Source organism: Phytobacter sp. MRY16-398 (assembly GCF_003925915.1).
GTDB lineage: Bacteria > Pseudomonadota > Gammaproteobacteria > Enterobacterales > Enterobacteriaceae > Phytobacter > Phytobacter diazotrophicus.
The window spans coordinates 149,391-163,605 of sequence record NZ_AP018757.1; the positions used below are offsets into that span (position 1 = coordinate 149,391).

Here is a 14,215-nt window from a genome sequence, read left to right on the forward strand (position 1 = left end):
ACGCCTCGCCGTTCCTCGCCCGTTCGCACTCGCCGTAAACGGCTCGCTTGCGCTGCGGCCTCCGGTGACGCCCATTCGGTCATTCGTCTGCCGTCGCTACCTGGCCCTTTGCCGCGCCATTCCGACCGAAACAGGGTTTCAGTAACCAACACAGGAGAACCAGCATGAAAACACAGAACAGCAAAACCGCCGCAACCACAACCGCCGAAACAGGGGGTGAAAACCAGAATTCAACGGCATTAAACCTTCCCGTTTCCGCCCGTCAGGAGCGTACCGTTCGTACCTTCCGCCGCAGCCTGTTTATTCCCGGATTCCCGGCAGTGAATACGGCTGCAATCCGCACGTCGTTTGACATGGGCATTGAGAATCTGTCAGCCGCGACGTTCACGCTCGATGAGCGAATTTTTGGCGACAGGTGTGTCCGTTCAGGTATCGAGATGATGCTGATAAAACCGCAGGAAAAACTGCTGGTCACGGTGTTTGTATACCGCCCGCAGCCGCAGGCCGTGCCGGAAAAATGGGTAGCAAGGGTAGTGCATTGTGCTAACCGGATCGGCGATGACGAGTGCGCGGAAACAGCCGAGTACGAAACAACGCAGGTCTATATGGCTTCCGGTGAGATGAACGACGCTGCAAGAGCGATTTTTGAGGCAGAACACAAAGGACTGGAGAAGTACGCCCGCGAACACCTGAAAAAAGGGGACGACGAGAGTCCCTTCTGCCACTGGCAGTACGTCCGCTGAATCACGGCGCCACACCCCGGCAGGCCTTGCCGGGGTGACACATCATCTGAATTCGCAGGAAGGAGAACATCATGGAAATGACCGGACAATCTGGTCTCAGTGCATCAGCAGAGCATATCCGTGCTGATATTACTGTTACGGTCTGCCTGACCAGACAGGGCAGGGGAGTACATTTTTGCTGCCATCCGCTCCTGAGCGGCAGCAACAGCAACCTCTGGTTTCCGCTCAGTGAGCGTGAAGACCTCTTCGCGGGTATCGAGCGGATACTGACGATGAATGGCCTGGCGGAGAATGTGGTCAGGCTCACGCGGCTGCGGGGCTGTATCAGTTATGACGATTACGCCGTCACGTTTAACAGAAAGCAGCCGGTCTGAGTTATTTCATCACCACAGGCTCCTGGTGCGTATCCAGACCGGGAGCCGTTTTTCCGGTGTCCTGCCCTGCTGTACGGCCGGAAAACCCCTGGCACTGCGTGCCGGGGGAAGCCGGTGCTGACGCACCGGGCCTCCCCCTTCGCGGCGTCACTCTTACCATGATATCCGGGGCATGTGTCCGGGTGTGCTGCGGTTTCCTGTGGCTGCCTGGCTGCATGCTGTTACCGGGTGTGCCCCGATGCATTCAAAGCAACACCACAAACAGGGCACTGGCCCCCTTCGGCTCCCCGTCCGTTCCGGCCGGGTCGTCAGGGCCACACTCCGCTAACCCGGCGGCAGGCCGCCGGCTAAGCTCCGCCGAACCCGCTGCGCGGTTTCGGGCTGCTCGCTAGTGTCCGATGGCAACGTCCGGGGCGCGCTTGCTGCGTCCGGAGGACGCGCCGCTCTCACCGCACCGCCGATGAGGCCGCCGGTGCTTTAAGGGCGACCCGGCGATGTGACGTTGCCGGGTCGGGTGTGTGCATCCTGTCAGTCCGGTGAGGCCATCTCCCCTGCTGTCCTCACGCGGAGGGCTGCTGTAGCACCGTTCGCCCGAAAAACACCAGGGTGAAGTGCACGCGCAGGCGCGCCCTGGTCTTTTCCGTTCGCCGTCGCTACCTGGCCCGTTGCCGCGAGAGTACCAGCCAAGGGAGATGGATTAACCATCACCGAAGGAGAAAACCAGGATGCACACACAGAACGTCAACGTCAAAAGCGCCGGAGAAGAAACCGCCGGAAGATGTGATCAAAACACATGCCTGACTGACAGGCAGATCATCGACCTCTTTAACTGGGTTTTTGCTGCGACGGATGATATTCCGGGCGCGAAATGCCACGACTTCACCCCACCCGCAGATGCGGAAGAACTCAACGTATTTGAAAAGGGTATCCCGGATTACTGCGCTGTCTGGATCAGCAACGGCTGGCCAGTTGCAGCTGCTCTGCCACTCGATTTTTTATTTCGTGTTGTACCTGCTAATTATTTTTAAGGAGATAACCATGATCCGTTTATCATCACGTTATGCTGCGCCGACATCAATTCGCCAGAATCGTCCCCTCACGAATGATGAACTGATGCGTGTTGTTCCCAGCGCGTTTTCAGTGGAAAAACACGAATCACGCTCTGACAGATATACCTATATTCCGACCATCGCATTACTGGATCGCCTGCGTGAAGAGGGATTCCAGCCTTATTACGCCAGCCAGTCACGTGTACGTAATCCGGACCGCCGGGAATTCACGAAACATATGTTGCGTTTACGTCGCGGCGATAATTTTTCGGGTAAAGAAGTGCCGGAGATTCTTTTACTGAACTCACACGACGGGTCCAGCAGTTATAAAATGATCCCCGGTATGTATCGGCAGGTCTGCTCGAATGGTCTGGTTTGCTGGAAGTCATTCGGGGAAATCAATGTGCCTCACAAAGGGGATATTGTCGGGCAGGTTATCGAAGGGGCATATGAGGTGCTCGGGATATTTGATAATGTCACTGAAAATATTGAGATGATGAAAGGGATCAGGGTTTCTCCTGACGAAAGAATCCTTCTCGCTAATACCGCACTCGATATTAAATACGATGGCAAAGAAGCGCCCGTCACGGCAGAGAAAATTCTTGTTCCGCGCCGTTATGAAGATAAACAAACCGACCTCTGGACAACCTACAACACTGTGCAGGAAAACCTGATCAAGGGTGGTTTACGTGGCAGAACGCCCAAAGGAAAAAATAAAACCACACTCCCGGTAACAGGGATTGACGGAGACATAAAGCTTAATCAGGCATTGTGGAAAATGGCCGAAGAGTTTGCGAAGCTCAAGAGCTAGAAAATAAAAAGCCCGGTTAACCGGGCTTTTTTTCGTCTTTCACCGGTGTTCTCTGGTCAGCATTTTCACTGAATGGCGACGTTTTAACGGGATCGCCTGTGCCTTTCTCCAGTAACTGTTTTCTGGCGAGCAGTACCGTGTAGATACTTTTTATGATCCTCGCATATTCACGCCTTGCTTTTATCAGTTTTGGATTCGGTCCTGTATTATACATTCCCACACTGTCCCAGTTCCTGCCGTAGGCCTGGAAATTTCTGGCTAAAATCCATGCGCCGCTGTACACGCAGATGCAGGGATTATTAAGCAGATCCTTGCGGGTGATATTGAAGTTTTTCAGTTTGGCAAAATTATTACTGTTGAGCTGCATCGCACAGACGTCTTCTGTACCGCCCGCACTGGCGCTGTTAATGGCTGTCGGATTTAACCGGCTCTCCTGTATTGATATTGCCATCAGAAGCGTGGGATCTATACCATAATCGCGACCAGCTTCATCGAAACATAATTCCGGCGCAGCCTGTGCGCTGAATACGGCAGCAAAGCCAGCGATAGCTAACCATTTCATTCTGATAATCTCATATGCGCGCACAAAATGTGCCTGACGGGTTTTTGTGAAAAATACGCGTTCAGATCATCCGTTGCAAGATAATTCGTTACAGACGCGCACGGGGCGCTTGCTGCACATCCCTGAAAGGAGACAGAGATATAATAAATCCAACAACTTCGATCTATTTCACAAGCCGCTTTTTCTTCTTTTAGTTTTATCACACCCCACGCAAGATTTCATCTTGCGGTTTTTGTTTTTTAAAACAGTTGCTTACATTGATATTTTGCCTGTTTTTAGCCTGCTCAAATTAAAGTGTGTGTTAATTAACACATGTTTCAGTGCCGGATTGTGTGTTAATGCAGTGCCTGAATGTGTGTTAATACAGTGCCGTTTTGTGTGTCAATCAGGCACTGTAAACGGCACTGTGTGGTGTGTTTATTGTGGTTATCGATGTTAATCATATGGTTATCTATTAATAATCAGGCCGTGGTGCCGGATTAACACACATAAAAACAGGGCGTAGTGCTGAATTAACACACACCAAAACGCAGTATAGTGCCGGATTGACACACACATTTTAGATGCATGGTGCTGAATTAACACACCTTTTTGGAGCGAGCAGTGCCGGATTCACACACCCGATAAAAATATTAATCAGTGCCGGATTGACACACACTTAATGCGGAGAGAATAATTATCCGGGACAGGTTATCCCCGCGCATCAAATTTATATTACATTCGCGTGAGTGTATTTACGTTAATTCATATAACTGCCGGGCGTTTTCATTATGCGCGGCATGAGGTGACAGGACAATGGGCCGAAGAAACATCTACTTCAAGGAAAAGACCGAGCGGGAAGTGCTGGAGCTGGTCCAGATTGAAATGCAGAACGGTGCCACGCATGGCGAGGTTAATTTCTCGTCCGTGGTGAATGAACTGGTCGGCATTGGCCTGATGGTCAAAAAACATCAGAGCGAAGGGAATAAATTCGATATGGAAGGATTCAATCGTGACTTAATACGCAGGGTGGCCGGTACACGTGAAGGTACGAGTATCATGATGGCCATGATGACAGAAATGTATCTGCACCTCAGGGGAGAGAACACTCACGATAAACTGGAAGCGCTTATGGACCAGAATCTTACCGGGATGTCCGATGCGGAAGATAAGGCGGAAAGTAAGCACTTTATTCAGGAAGAATAAATACCCTATTTTAAAAAATAAAGCATGGCCGGCAGTGTGCCGGTCTTGTTTATGCTTCCGGTCTGAACGTGCCCCCTCAGTACTGACGGTTTTCTCCCCCTGATTTGTATGTGTGATGTTGATGCCGGATGACGGGAGAATATTTACCGTCCTGTTTTCATGCGAAGGATATCTCTGTGGCGTGCTCTGTAAATCGAAAGGCACTGGCGTTGTGTCCTGGCTGGCTGTGTATTCTGTTATGGCTGTGGGCGGACAGATACGCGAAATAACGCTGTGGACAGACTTATCGTTGAATTTCGCTAAGGTGACCCGTTTGCATTTTTTCAGTGTGTTTTTACAGACGGTGTCGGGTGGCATTTACGCCACCCGCTTTCTGATTTCCTTATTCGCTGTGATAAGCCGCCGTGATATGGCAATAATATCGGGATGTGTTAGCCCGTGACATTACGGAACCTTAATGCGGTGTGTATATTTAGAGAGTGAAACAGACAATGCCCGTACTGATTCAGAACGTTAATAATGCGTAATGGTTGCTGATAACTTCACTCTTCTTTTTTCTCTTCACCTGCCACTTCCTTCGTGAGCGGATTTTCTGCTTTTACCACTTTCCCTGAAATAAACTCATCAAACAGTATTGCCAGTTCACGCAGTCGCCAGACTTCCTCATTTTCGGGTAACTGCTGTTCGGTTAAATAATTCAGTGAATCCAGAAGCCGCTCCATGATTTCCCTGTTCATACTTCGCCGGTTAAACCGGGCGCTCACTTCCATATCCCGGCGTAAATTCTCCGGGAAACTGCTGCTGAATGCGCGGTTCTTTCCCGGGACAAATGTTTTTTTACCGTTGTCACTGCTTTTCTCGGTCTGATATTTTTTGCGAATCACATCGAGTCTTGCCTGAAGAAACTCATCAAATAACCGTGCAAGCGCAACAAGACGTTGTCCCTCATCCGTTTTGATAATATGCCGGCGCGGCGAAAAGTTTAACGAAGCAATAAGACGGCTGATGATTTCATCATTAGTGGTGAAATTTCTGACCCTTGCTGCCACCCGCAGCTCCATTAGTAAATTTTCCGGTAACCATAATTTCCGGTACTGCATTTCTCCTCTGGCATATTTTCGCGGCCTGCCACGACCATCACCCATTTTTTCTTTTACTTTCATGCAAAAAACCTCCTCACGAGGTATCCCCTGTTCAGGCAGCAAGCCTACTCCACCACGCTTCAGGATTAATCTTAAAAAATTACGTCGCACTCACTAAAAACGTGATCTGCGTCACGGATTTTTTTTTTTTGAGAAAATGTACACTTACCGCGCGTTACGTCTGTTTACGCGCAATGACATTTCCTTAACTTAAATCGAGGCTAACTGACATGAAAGTCGTCTTAACTCAACCGGCGCTGGCGGAGGGGGCTGCGGAAGCCTGCCCGGAAGTCCGGACTGGTGCGTCATCGTTGTTTATCGGCATGCTGCGTGGTGCCTTCAGTCTGATTTATCGCCATCGCATTAATCTGTTGCTGTTGTGTCTGGCGGTGGTTTTCATCGCGCTGCCCCATCTGGGACACGCGGAAGACCTGCTCTCCGGTCAGAAACAGGATGCGAAGGATACCTTCGGGCACGGGAGTACGGTGGAGTGGGGTCTGTATATTGCTGAGGTCCTCATTTCCGCTGCCGCATATATGAAAACCCGTAACCCGATGCTGTTTGTTGGTGGCCTGGCATTCCTGATTGTTATCACCCGCAGCTTCTTCGCCCTCGCTGGCTAATCCTGTCATGGACAGGGACTCCCTTCAGTACCAGTTCCCGGAAACCCTCAATCAGCAGAAACGTTTTATCGGACTCCCGCCCGAGGAGGCCTTTGTCATTGTTGTGTGCGCCGGTATCGGTCTGCTCTGCGACATGTTCATTGTGATGCTGTTTGTGGCTGCCGCGCTCTGGCTGTTAATCCGCCATCTGAAGAAGGGGCAGGGCACCTGGTGGCTCCTGAACCTCCTTTACTGGTATCTGCCGACCGCACTGCTCCGGTTGCAGTTCCGGCGGGTGCCCGATTCGGGCAACCGGCACTGGATGCAGTAACCCGCGCGCCGCCTCCGGGTGGCGCTTATTTCCCTCAGAAGGAAAATGCATATGAAGTATCAGGTCCGGGAAGGGCGTAACCGGGTGGTCATCCTGGTTATCTCATCACTGGTGTTGCTTGTGTTTATTCTGGCCATTGGTATCAGCATTAACGGTGCAATGGCGTGGCACTTCTATAAAACGCAGAAGACACTCACCACGCCCATGATATTTGACCGGCCGTTTATCTCCGATGCCGCCTCCGGCGATGCAGCGCTGAACGGCATGCTGGTTCGTTCCTTCATTAACCTCCGTCTTTCCGTCACGCCCGAAACCGTGGACGCCCAGCATGCTGCCCTGCTGCGTCAGGTTCCGGCCGAATACCGTGACGAGATAAAAAAGCAACTGGCTGCTGAGGCGGAGTACATCAAAAAGAACGGTGTGTCCTCTGTGTTCCGTATCGATGATGAAATCACCGACACGGCCACCGGTGACATCATCGCGCAGGGCACGCTGAGTGCCAGTACCACCAACGGTAACCTGAAAATCTCGCTGCCGGATGCGCACAAAGCCTGGCGGCTCAGTGTGCATTACGTGGATGGTCTCATCCGCCTGACGGCGTTCACTGAGGTTCCCTGGCAGCAACCCGCCAGCCACCCGAAACAGGACTGAACCATGAAGATAACCCTTTCTGCACTGGCTGTGGCAGGCGCGCTGGTCTGCCTGTCCACAACTGCACTGGCTGCGGTACCCGGCCCGGCCGGAACTCCGTTTGAAAATAATGCGCATCTCAAAGCGCAGATGAGTAATACCAGCCCCAATAAAATCATCATCGACGGCGAACTGATTACCGGCGTGACGGGGCCGGAAAACGCGTACACGAAAGACAATACCGCCGACGGCGCACTGATGATTACTCCGCTGACCGGTCAGGACTTTACGCTGTTTCTGGAGACCGCCGGTGGCGTCAGCGTCTCAATTGATGTGTCGCCAAAACCGGGGAACGGGCGCACCCTGCACCTTATCCCCGCAAGCGTCCCCCTCAAACCCAATCCGGATGCAAAAGCCTGGGAAGAAAGCCAGCCGTTTCAGAAAACACTGGTCAGCGTGGCCCGCCACGTCGTCAACGGCGAGGTACCGGAAGGGTACACCGACATGAAAGTCGCACGGGGTCCGGCGTATAACCCGCCCGCCGGCGTCCAGCTGACGCCTGAGCGCCAGCTCGTCGGTTCGCACCTGCAGGTGGTGCGGTATCGCATGAAAAACACCGGCTACATCAGCCGCCCGCTCAGTGAAAAGCAGTTCTGGCAGAAAGGGGTGCGGGCGGTGATGCTCTCCACCCGGACCCTGTACGCCGGCGGTGAGGGTTTTGTCTGGGTAATTTTTTCCACGGCTGAGGAGGGGGCATGAGTAACATCAATACCGCCACGCGCCGCCGTCAGTGGATGATTGCCGGTATCTCCGCAGCGGTCATGCTCGCGACGGGCGGCGGTATCTGGGCCTGGTCACATCATCAGGCAGAACTTAACCGTCCTGCACCCAAAGCGGCCCCGAACCTGACAGGGAGCCTGGTGAATACCTCCTTTACCGAAGGAGTGGCCACATCGGCGCTGCAGCAACAGCAGAACAAGACGGCCGGGCTGGAGAAAGACATGAACACGCTGGCCGCCACCCTGAAAACCCAGAACGATGACCTGAGAAACCAGCTGGCTAAAATGGGAGAAGTGTTGAGTCAGTTGCAGAAGCAGCAGACAGAGGGCGGTAAAACCCCCACCGGGCCGGGGCAGGGTACGGCTGTTCCGCCCGGTGCTCCCGCTAACGGACCGGTTCCTGGTGGCCCCTCCGGTCCGGCACAGTGGAGTGTCACGCCTCAGTCCGGCGCACCCGCTGCGGGGCAGGGCAGTCATTTTTATCCGCAGGGTCAGGGGCAGGGGCAGGGCTTTTATCCCGGCACCGGTACGATGCGTACCGGAGGACTGAAACGGGACACATTCACCTACGCCTCACTCTCCGCGAAAAAGACAAAACTCCCCTGGATACCGTCAGGGTCATTCTCTGAGGCAGTGCTGATTGAAGGGGCAGACGCCAATGCCAGTGTGACCGGTCAGCAAAATACCTCACCCGTGGTTATCACCCTGCTCGGTGATGTCTCGATGCCCAACGGCAAAACGTACAACATGGACCAGTGCCGCGTGACCGGGGAAATGTACGGCGATATCTCGAGCGAACGCGGCGAAGTCCGCACAAAAAACATCAGCTGCATCCTGAAAAATGGCAAGCACATCGATATGGCGTTTGACGGGCACGTTTCCTTCCAGGGCAAACAGGGTATCCGTGGCAAGCCGGTGATGCGTAACGGTGCCATCATCGCCAACGCCGGTGCGGCCGGGCTGTTATCAGGCTTCGGCGAGGGTATTAAGTCTGCAGCCACGCCGACTGTCGGGCTGGGTGGTTCTGCCTCCGTCGGTGCCGGCGACATCCTCAAGCAGGGATTTGGCGGCGGGGCCAGTAAGGCGGCTGACACACTGAGCCAGTACTGGATTAAACGTGCTGAGCAGTATCACCCGGTGATTGATATCGGGGCTGGTAATGCCGTGACGGTGGTCTTCCAGCAGGGCTTCCGCCTGGAAACCATTGAGGATGCGGAAGAAGAAAAAGAGAAGAAAACCGGTGCACAGACGGCCTCCCAGCAGACCGCGGCGGCCACCCCGGCGACGAATGCCAGCAACAGCAACAACGCACCGGTGCTGAATCCGGATGAAGTGTTGCGGCAGGCAAGCCAGCTTCGTCTCGGTGACACCATTAACTGACAGGGGACGTGATGGAAAACTGGTATGTGGCACAGACGAAGTTCGCCCAGGAAAAGCGGGCGCAACAACAGCTGCAGAGTCAGGGGGTGACGTGCCTGCTGCCGATGCTCTCCGAGGTCCGCCTGCACAATGGCAGGGTCAGGGGGGTAACGCCGCAGCCGATGTTCCCGAACTACATATTTGTGCGTTTTGACCCGGAGGTGGTGCACACCACGGCCATCAAAGCCACGCGTGGTATCTCGACGCTCATCAGCTTCGGTGGCCTGCCTTCCGTGGTACCGGACAGCGTGATTACACAACTCAGCCAGGGCTGGAGCAGTGCGCCACCGGAGACAGTCGCCCCACAGCACGGGGACCGGGTGATGCTCCGTGATGGTGCATTCGAAGGTATCGAAGCCGTGTGGTATGAACCGGACGGCATGAAGCGGGCCATGCTCCTCCTGAACCTGATGAATCAGCAGGTGCGCGTCCCGGTAAACAGCAGCATGCGCTTTCATATTGTCGCGAGAGAGGCTGCAGCATGAACCGGCTGACTGACATTAACGGAGGGGGAACGTCGTGAAAAAAAAGACTAACGCTCAAACGCTGGGCCAGATAAGCAGTGATATCAGACAGTGGCGTGCAGGCGGTTCCCCACCCGGCATCAGGCGGTTCTGGATTATCCTGATTACGCTCGCTGCAATGGGTTTCTGGACTGCCATGAAGTTACCTGTGCACCCGGTTAACGCGGCTCTGTTTTTGTCGCTTTTCGTTTTCGGGTCAGGGCTTATCGCCTGGAATTTGCCAGCCACTGCCTTGAAAACATGGAGTCACACGCTGGATTTCAGACTGTCTGCGTATCAGCCCCGTAACATGATGGCCTGGCATGATTTGCAGGAGACCGCACGACAAAAGGGACACCTTGAACTGCAGGATCTTGAATGCTGGTATGAAAGAGAATGTGGAACCGTGTCTCCGTCAGATAAAAGACCGTTGCGCTTTCTGGACAACGCTCCGGAGCCAACCGGGGAGGCGGGTCGTGAACAATGCCACCGGTGAGGCGGGCTTTATCTCACTACGAACTGACATGCAGGAATTTTTTCATTAATTAATCCCCCCTAGACAATCTTCTTTTTTAATTCCTCCCATAACACCCGGAGACACCCATGTACAAATTACTGGGTGCCGCACTGCTGTGCGGCGCTTTAACCGGCTGCGCCGGTATGAATTCTGATTTCGACTGCAACAAAACCGCCACCGACCAGTGCCTGTCGATGTCTGACGCCAGCCATCTGGCCTCAAAACACCAGAGTCTGGACGATCTGAATACGGCGAAGGGCAGCAACCCAAAGCCTGCGGCTGAGGCACTGGCGACGCCCGGCAATGTGAAGCCTGCCATTAACCCCGCTCGTCCCGTCAGTGTGGCAACCCTTGCGCCGCGTCCCGTTGCCGGACAGGCAGTGAATACCGGCAGGCTTCACACCTCCACCTCCACCGCCCCGATACGGCCGGTAGCCATACCCGACGGCAGCATCACCCCTTCCGGGTACAGCGGGCCGGGGCAGGTCGAGGCCATGCGTATCCCGGATACCACACAACGGCTCTGGATAGCCCCCTGGGTGGATGAGCAGGACAGTTTCCATCAGCCCGCTGTTGTGGAGTTTGTGAAACAAAAATCACGCTGGAACGATGATTTCCGGGTTATCCATGAGGGGGAATAATGAAAAAGCGCATTCTCAGTATGGGAACAATAGTATCTGTTCCATCACGTACCGGAACCGGTACGGGCAGAAGGGCGTTATTGTCTTCACACATTCTGGTCACCGAAGCCTCAGCACAGGCGCTGTACCATCATCACCGGTCCCGGGCAGACCTCACAGCCAGTGAGTCTGCTGACAGCAACGTTGTTATCTGTGGCCGCTGCGGCATGGGAAAAACACGCGTGTTAGCTGACGGTCTGACTGGTCCGTGCTCTCAGCGCCGGGGAGGACAGGATGCTCAGTAATGTTATCGAACACCTCACCGGTATCCTCAGCAGCAGTCGCGATGAGGGTGGCGCAAAAGCGGCGCGTCAGAAGCTGGAGGAAACCTTCAGTTATCCTTCTATAACCAGTCTGTTGCCCTACCGCGAATATGATGAGAAATCCGACCTGTTTATTAACAGCCGATCGGTTGGGTTCATTATGGAAGTGGCCCCCCTCGCCGGGGCCAACCAGCAGGTGGTGCAGGCGCTGGATGATCTGCTGCGCAAGAAACTGCCGCGTAAAACACCGGTCACGGTGCTGATGGAAGCCAGTAAGTGCGTGGGGGACATGCTGGAAAACGGCCTCAGCCGCGATATGTGGAAAGGCGATATGGCCCCACGCCTCAACGCCATTACCAAAGCCTACTGGGAGCGTTCAGCGCTGAAAGGGCTGGTTAATAACCGGGAATATCCGCTCTATCTGCGCAGTTACCGAGTCTTTCTGGTGTATGCCCATCCGGGAACGGGTGGATTAAAGGTGATGGATGAAGTGGCGCAGATACGTGAAACCCTGCGCGTGTCGATGATGGCGGCCCACATGGACACCCGCCGTGTCGGTGCGGCGGAGTTCCTGACCGTTCTGCGCGAGCAGATCAATTATCGTCCCGGACAGGTCAATGCCGGTGATGAAAACTGGAACCCGGATCAGGAGCTGCACCGCCAGTGCGTGGACCACAGTACCGAAATGGAAGTGCATCCGGGTTACCTGCGCCTGACCACTTCACGCCAGCCCGGTGACAGGATCATGGGGGACGAGGGCGATACCACCGTTGCCAGTACGCGGGTGGTGAATATGCAACTGACCAAAGTGCCGAAAAAGTTTGCACTCTGGCAGGCAGCAGACAATCTGCAGAACATGCGCTTCCCGGACCTCGGTATCCCCTGTCCGTTCCTGCTGAGCTGGACCATCTGTGTTGAAGATCAGGTCAGCAGCCAGAACGAGGCGTTCCGCAGGGAACAGGATATGGGCAAAAAGGCCAACTCTTCCTACGGCAAACTGTTTCCCAATACGCAGCGTACTTACGAAGAGTGGCGCGACCTGCGTATGGGACTGGCCAGTAACGAAATCGCAATGTGCAGTTTTGGTCTGAACCTGACGCTGTTCTGCCCGGATGATGACAGCAAACAACAGGCCTGCGAACTCTCGGCCATCAACGTGTTCCGCAAAAATGACCTGGAGATATCCGCTCCGCGCTATCAGCAACTGCGTAACTGGCTCACCACGTTCCCGTTCCTGATGCAGGAAGGGTTGTGGGACGATATGAAGCACATGAATGCCACGCTGCGCTGCAAAAGCTTCAATGCCGTCAATCTGATGCCGGTGGTGGCAGAGCGGCAGATGGCGGCGTCCGGCAGTCCGCTACCGACCTACCGCAATGCGCTGGCGTTCTTTGACATGTTCAGCGAAAGCAACGGTGCCACCAACTTTAACATCGCGGTCACCGGGACCACCGGCGCGGGCAAGAGCTTCTTTATCCAGGAAATTCTGCGGCAGGTACTGAATGCCGGAGGCTTCGGCTGGGTTATCGACATGGGGGGCAGTTACCGCAACTTCTGTAAACAGGCGGGCGGTGCCTATCTGGACGGGGCCACGCTGCGTTTTAACCCGTTTGCCAACATACGCGACATTAAAGAATCAGCAGAAGGGGTTCAGGGGCTTCTGACGGTACTGGCCAGTCCTAATGAGCCGCTGGATAAAGTCAGTGAAACCATCCTGCTTAAGGGCGTGGTGGCGGCATTCGAGGCTAAAAAGAACAAAGCCCGTATCGACGACGTGGTGCTGTACATGAAGTCTCCTGCCGTCAGGGAAGAGTACGGTGACCAGCCGACCATCATGAACCGCATCAACGAACTGGTGCTGCTACTGGACCGGTGGTGTACCTGGGGGGCAAATGGCGATTATTTCAATTCGGACAGCCCGACGCTCGATGGTGATACCCGCTTTGCCGTGCTGGAGCTGCTGAGTCTGGAAAATCAGCCTCACCTGCTCTCCGCTATCCTCTATTCGCTGATTCTGGCGATACAGGAAAAGATGTACCACTCGCCGCGCAGCCTGAAAAAAGTGGCCATTATCGACGAAGCCTGGCGTCTGTTCAGTGGTTCTAACCCGCATGCCGCTCGCTTTATCGAAACCGGCTACCGGACGGTTCGCCGCCATCGTGGGGCATTCATTACTATCACGCAGGGCATCAAGGATTTCACCGGTACCAAAGACCAGGCCGCGCCGCCGGCAGCAGCAGCGGCGTGGGACTGCTCAGGAACGAAAGTCACCCTCCTGCAGGACGCCAAAGCCTTTAAAACTTACCTTAACGCCAACCCTGACCAGTTCAGCGAGATGGAAACGCAGGTTATCCGTGGCTTCCAGCCAGCACGTGATACGGGATTCAGTTCAGTCATGATCTCGAGTGGGGAATACAGTTCGTTCCACCGGGTGTTTGTGGACCCGGTCACGCGCGCGATGTTCAGTACCCGTGGGGAAGACTATCAGTACATGAGTGATGCGCAGGCGGCGGGGGCAACCAGTGAGGAAGCGGCTTATCTGCTGGCCTGCGAGCCGCATATGTATCAGACCGAAATGCAGGAACTGGAACGCTGGGCCGGACTGACCAGCGTATAAGAGGAGTA

Annotated in this window: 17 protein-coding genes; 15 read left to right on the forward strand and 2 right to left on the reverse strand. The window is 54.4% G+C overall.

Annotated elements, in window-relative coordinates:
• Positions 1 to 164 precede the first annotated feature (164 nt).
• The 4 genes from MRY16398_RS29770 (at position 165) to MRY16398_RS29785 (ending at position 2,977) form a co-directional block, all read left to right on the forward strand.
• A complete protein-coding gene (locus MRY16398_RS29770; protein ID WP_125125756.1) occupies positions 165 to 743 on the forward strand; it encodes a hypothetical protein in 579 nt (192 codons plus the stop codon).
• 71 nt (positions 744 to 814) lie between these two features.
• Complete coding sequence (locus MRY16398_RS29775) at positions 815 to 1,117, forward strand: hypothetical protein (RefSeq protein ID WP_125125757.1); 303 nt, start codon at positions 815 to 817, stop codon at positions 1,115 to 1,117.
• Between the two features lie 725 nt (positions 1,118 to 1,842).
• Entirely contained in the window at positions 1,843 to 2,145 is a 303-nt protein-coding gene (locus tag MRY16398_RS29780; protein ID WP_047368814.1) for a hypothetical protein, read from the forward strand.
• Between the two features lie 13 nt (positions 2,146 to 2,158).
• Positions 2,159 to 2,977 (forward strand): DUF932 domain-containing protein, encoded by an 819-nt coding sequence (locus MRY16398_RS29785; protein WP_172600722.1) that lies wholly within the window; start codon positions 2,159 to 2,161, stop codon positions 2,975 to 2,977.
• Positions 2,978 to 2,993: 16 nt separating this feature from the next.
• On the opposite strand, the gene MRY16398_RS29790 is transcribed toward MRY16398_RS29785, so the two are convergent.
• A complete protein-coding gene (locus tag MRY16398_RS29790) occupies positions 2,994 to 3,539 on the reverse strand; it encodes a lytic transglycosylase domain-containing protein (RefSeq protein WP_125125759.1) in 546 nt (181 codons plus the stop codon).
• A 795-nt stretch (positions 3,540 to 4,334) separates the two neighbouring features.
• Here MRY16398_RS29790 and MRY16398_RS29795 point away from each other — a divergent pair.
• Positions 4,335 to 4,724 carry a relaxosome protein TraM gene (locus MRY16398_RS29795; RefSeq protein ID WP_110296205.1) on the forward strand — a complete coding sequence of 130 codons (390 nt, stop codon included), beginning with the start codon at positions 4,335 to 4,337 and terminating at the stop codon, positions 4,722 to 4,724.
• Positions 4,725 to 5,266: 542 nt separating this feature from the next.
• On the opposite strand, the gene MRY16398_RS29800 is transcribed toward MRY16398_RS29795, so the two are convergent.
• Positions 5,267 to 5,929, reverse strand: a complete 663-nt coding sequence (locus MRY16398_RS29800; protein ID WP_232034445.1) for an Arc family DNA-binding protein — start codon at positions 5,927 to 5,929, stop codon at positions 5,267 to 5,269.
• 167 nt (positions 5,930 to 6,096) lie between these two features.
• On the opposite strand from MRY16398_RS29800, the gene MRY16398_RS29805 reads away from it, so the two are divergent.
• The 10 genes from MRY16398_RS29805 to traC all read left to right on the forward strand — a co-directional run bounded on the left by MRY16398_RS29805 (position 6,097) and on the right by traC (position 14,207).
• Positions 6,097 to 6,489 (forward strand): type IV conjugative transfer system pilin TraA, encoded by a 393-nt coding sequence (locus tag MRY16398_RS29805; protein ID WP_047368811.1) that lies wholly within the window; start codon positions 6,097 to 6,099, stop codon positions 6,487 to 6,489.
• A gap of 7 nt (positions 6,490 to 6,496) precedes the next feature.
• Complete coding sequence (gene traL, locus MRY16398_RS29810; protein WP_047368810.1) at positions 6,497 to 6,799, forward strand: type IV conjugative transfer system protein TraL; 303 nt, start codon at positions 6,497 to 6,499, stop codon at positions 6,797 to 6,799.
• A 51-nt stretch (positions 6,800 to 6,850) separates the two neighbouring features.
• Positions 6,851 to 7,450, forward strand: a complete 600-nt coding sequence (locus MRY16398_RS29815) for a TraE/TraK family type IV conjugative transfer system protein (RefSeq protein ID WP_047368809.1) — start codon at positions 6,851 to 6,853, stop codon at positions 7,448 to 7,450.
• Positions 7,451 to 7,453: 3 nt separating this feature from the next.
• On the forward strand, positions 7,454 to 8,188 hold the full coding sequence (traK, locus tag MRY16398_RS29820) for a type-F conjugative transfer system secretin TraK (RefSeq protein WP_047368808.1): 735 nt from the start codon (positions 7,454 to 7,456) through the stop codon (positions 8,186 to 8,188).
• Positions 8,185 to 9,588 (forward strand): F-type conjugal transfer pilus assembly protein TraB, encoded by a 1,404-nt coding sequence (gene traB, locus MRY16398_RS29825; RefSeq protein ID WP_047368807.1) that lies wholly within the window; start codon positions 8,185 to 8,187, stop codon positions 9,586 to 9,588. Before traK ends, traB begins: the two co-directional genes overlap by 4 nt.
• 11 nt (positions 9,589 to 9,599) lie before the next feature.
• The gene (gene rfaH / locus MRY16398_RS29830; RefSeq protein WP_047368806.1) at positions 9,600 to 10,112 is read left to right on the forward strand and encodes a transcription/translation regulatory transformer protein RfaH; all 513 of its coding nucleotides are present in this window, start codon (positions 9,600 to 9,602) and stop codon (positions 10,110 to 10,112) included.
• Between the two features lie 34 nt (positions 10,113 to 10,146).
• The gene (locus MRY16398_RS29835; protein WP_047368805.1) at positions 10,147 to 10,626 is read left to right on the forward strand and encodes a hypothetical protein; all 480 of its coding nucleotides are present in this window, start codon (positions 10,147 to 10,149) and stop codon (positions 10,624 to 10,626) included.
• A 107-nt stretch (positions 10,627 to 10,733) separates the two neighbouring features.
• Positions 10,734 to 11,288 carry a type IV conjugative transfer system lipoprotein TraV gene (gene traV / locus MRY16398_RS29840; RefSeq protein ID WP_047368804.1) on the forward strand — a complete coding sequence of 185 codons (555 nt, stop codon included), beginning with the start codon at positions 10,734 to 10,736 and terminating at the stop codon, positions 11,286 to 11,288.
• Positions 11,288 to 11,572, forward strand: a complete 285-nt coding sequence (locus tag MRY16398_RS29845; RefSeq protein WP_125125760.1) for a hypothetical protein — start codon at positions 11,288 to 11,290, stop codon at positions 11,570 to 11,572. The genes traV and MRY16398_RS29845 overlap by 1 nt, the downstream gene beginning before the upstream one ends.
• Complete coding sequence (gene traC / locus MRY16398_RS29850; protein WP_125125761.1) at positions 11,562 to 14,207, forward strand: type IV secretion system protein TraC; 2,646 nt, start codon at positions 11,562 to 11,564, stop codon at positions 14,205 to 14,207. The genes MRY16398_RS29845 and traC overlap by 11 nt, the downstream gene beginning before the upstream one ends.
• The last annotated feature ends 8 nt before the right edge of the window (positions 14,208 to 14,215 follow it).

Excerpts from the sequence above, each read along its gene's own strand:
- traC (WP_125125761.1), top strand. The coding sequence starts at position 11,562 with ATGCTCAGTAATGTTATCGAACACCTCACCGGTATCCTCAGCAGCAGT.
- MRY16398_RS29780 (WP_047368814.1), top strand. The coding sequence starts at position 1,843 with ATGCACACACAGAACGTCAACGTCAAAAGCGCCGGAGAAGAAACCGCC.
- MRY16398_RS29770 (WP_125125756.1), top strand. The coding sequence starts at position 165 with ATGAAAACACAGAACAGCAAAACCGCCGCAACCACAACCGCCGAAACA.
- MRY16398_RS29815 (WP_047368809.1), top strand. The coding sequence starts at position 6,851 with ATGAAGTATCAGGTCCGGGAAGGGCGTAACCGGGTGGTCATCCTGGTT.
- traK (WP_047368808.1), top strand. The coding sequence starts at position 7,454 with ATGAAGATAACCCTTTCTGCACTGGCTGTGGCAGGCGCGCTGGTCTGC.
- rfaH (WP_047368806.1), top strand. The coding sequence starts at position 9,600 with ATGGAAAACTGGTATGTGGCACAGACGAAGTTCGCCCAGGAAAAGCGG.
- MRY16398_RS29845 (WP_125125760.1), top strand. The coding sequence starts at position 11,288 with ATGAAAAAGCGCATTCTCAGTATGGGAACAATAGTATCTGTTCCATCA.
- traV (WP_047368804.1), top strand. The coding sequence starts at position 10,734 with ATGTACAAATTACTGGGTGCCGCACTGCTGTGCGGCGCTTTAACCGGC.
- traB (WP_047368807.1), top strand. The coding sequence starts at position 8,185 with ATGAGTAACATCAATACCGCCACGCGCCGCCGTCAGTGGATGATTGCC.
- MRY16398_RS29775 (WP_125125757.1), top strand. The coding sequence starts at position 815 with ATGGAAATGACCGGACAATCTGGTCTCAGTGCATCAGCAGAGCATATC.
- MRY16398_RS29795 (WP_110296205.1), top strand. The coding sequence starts at position 4,335 with ATGGGCCGAAGAAACATCTACTTCAAGGAAAAGACCGAGCGGGAAGTG.
- MRY16398_RS29805 (WP_047368811.1), top strand. The coding sequence starts at position 6,097 with ATGAAAGTCGTCTTAACTCAACCGGCGCTGGCGGAGGGGGCTGCGGAA.
- MRY16398_RS29790 (WP_125125759.1), bottom strand. The coding sequence starts at position 3,539 with ATGAAATGGTTAGCTATCGCTGGCTTTGCTGCCGTATTCAGCGCACAG.
- traL (WP_047368810.1), top strand. The coding sequence starts at position 6,497 with ATGGACAGGGACTCCCTTCAGTACCAGTTCCCGGAAACCCTCAATCAG.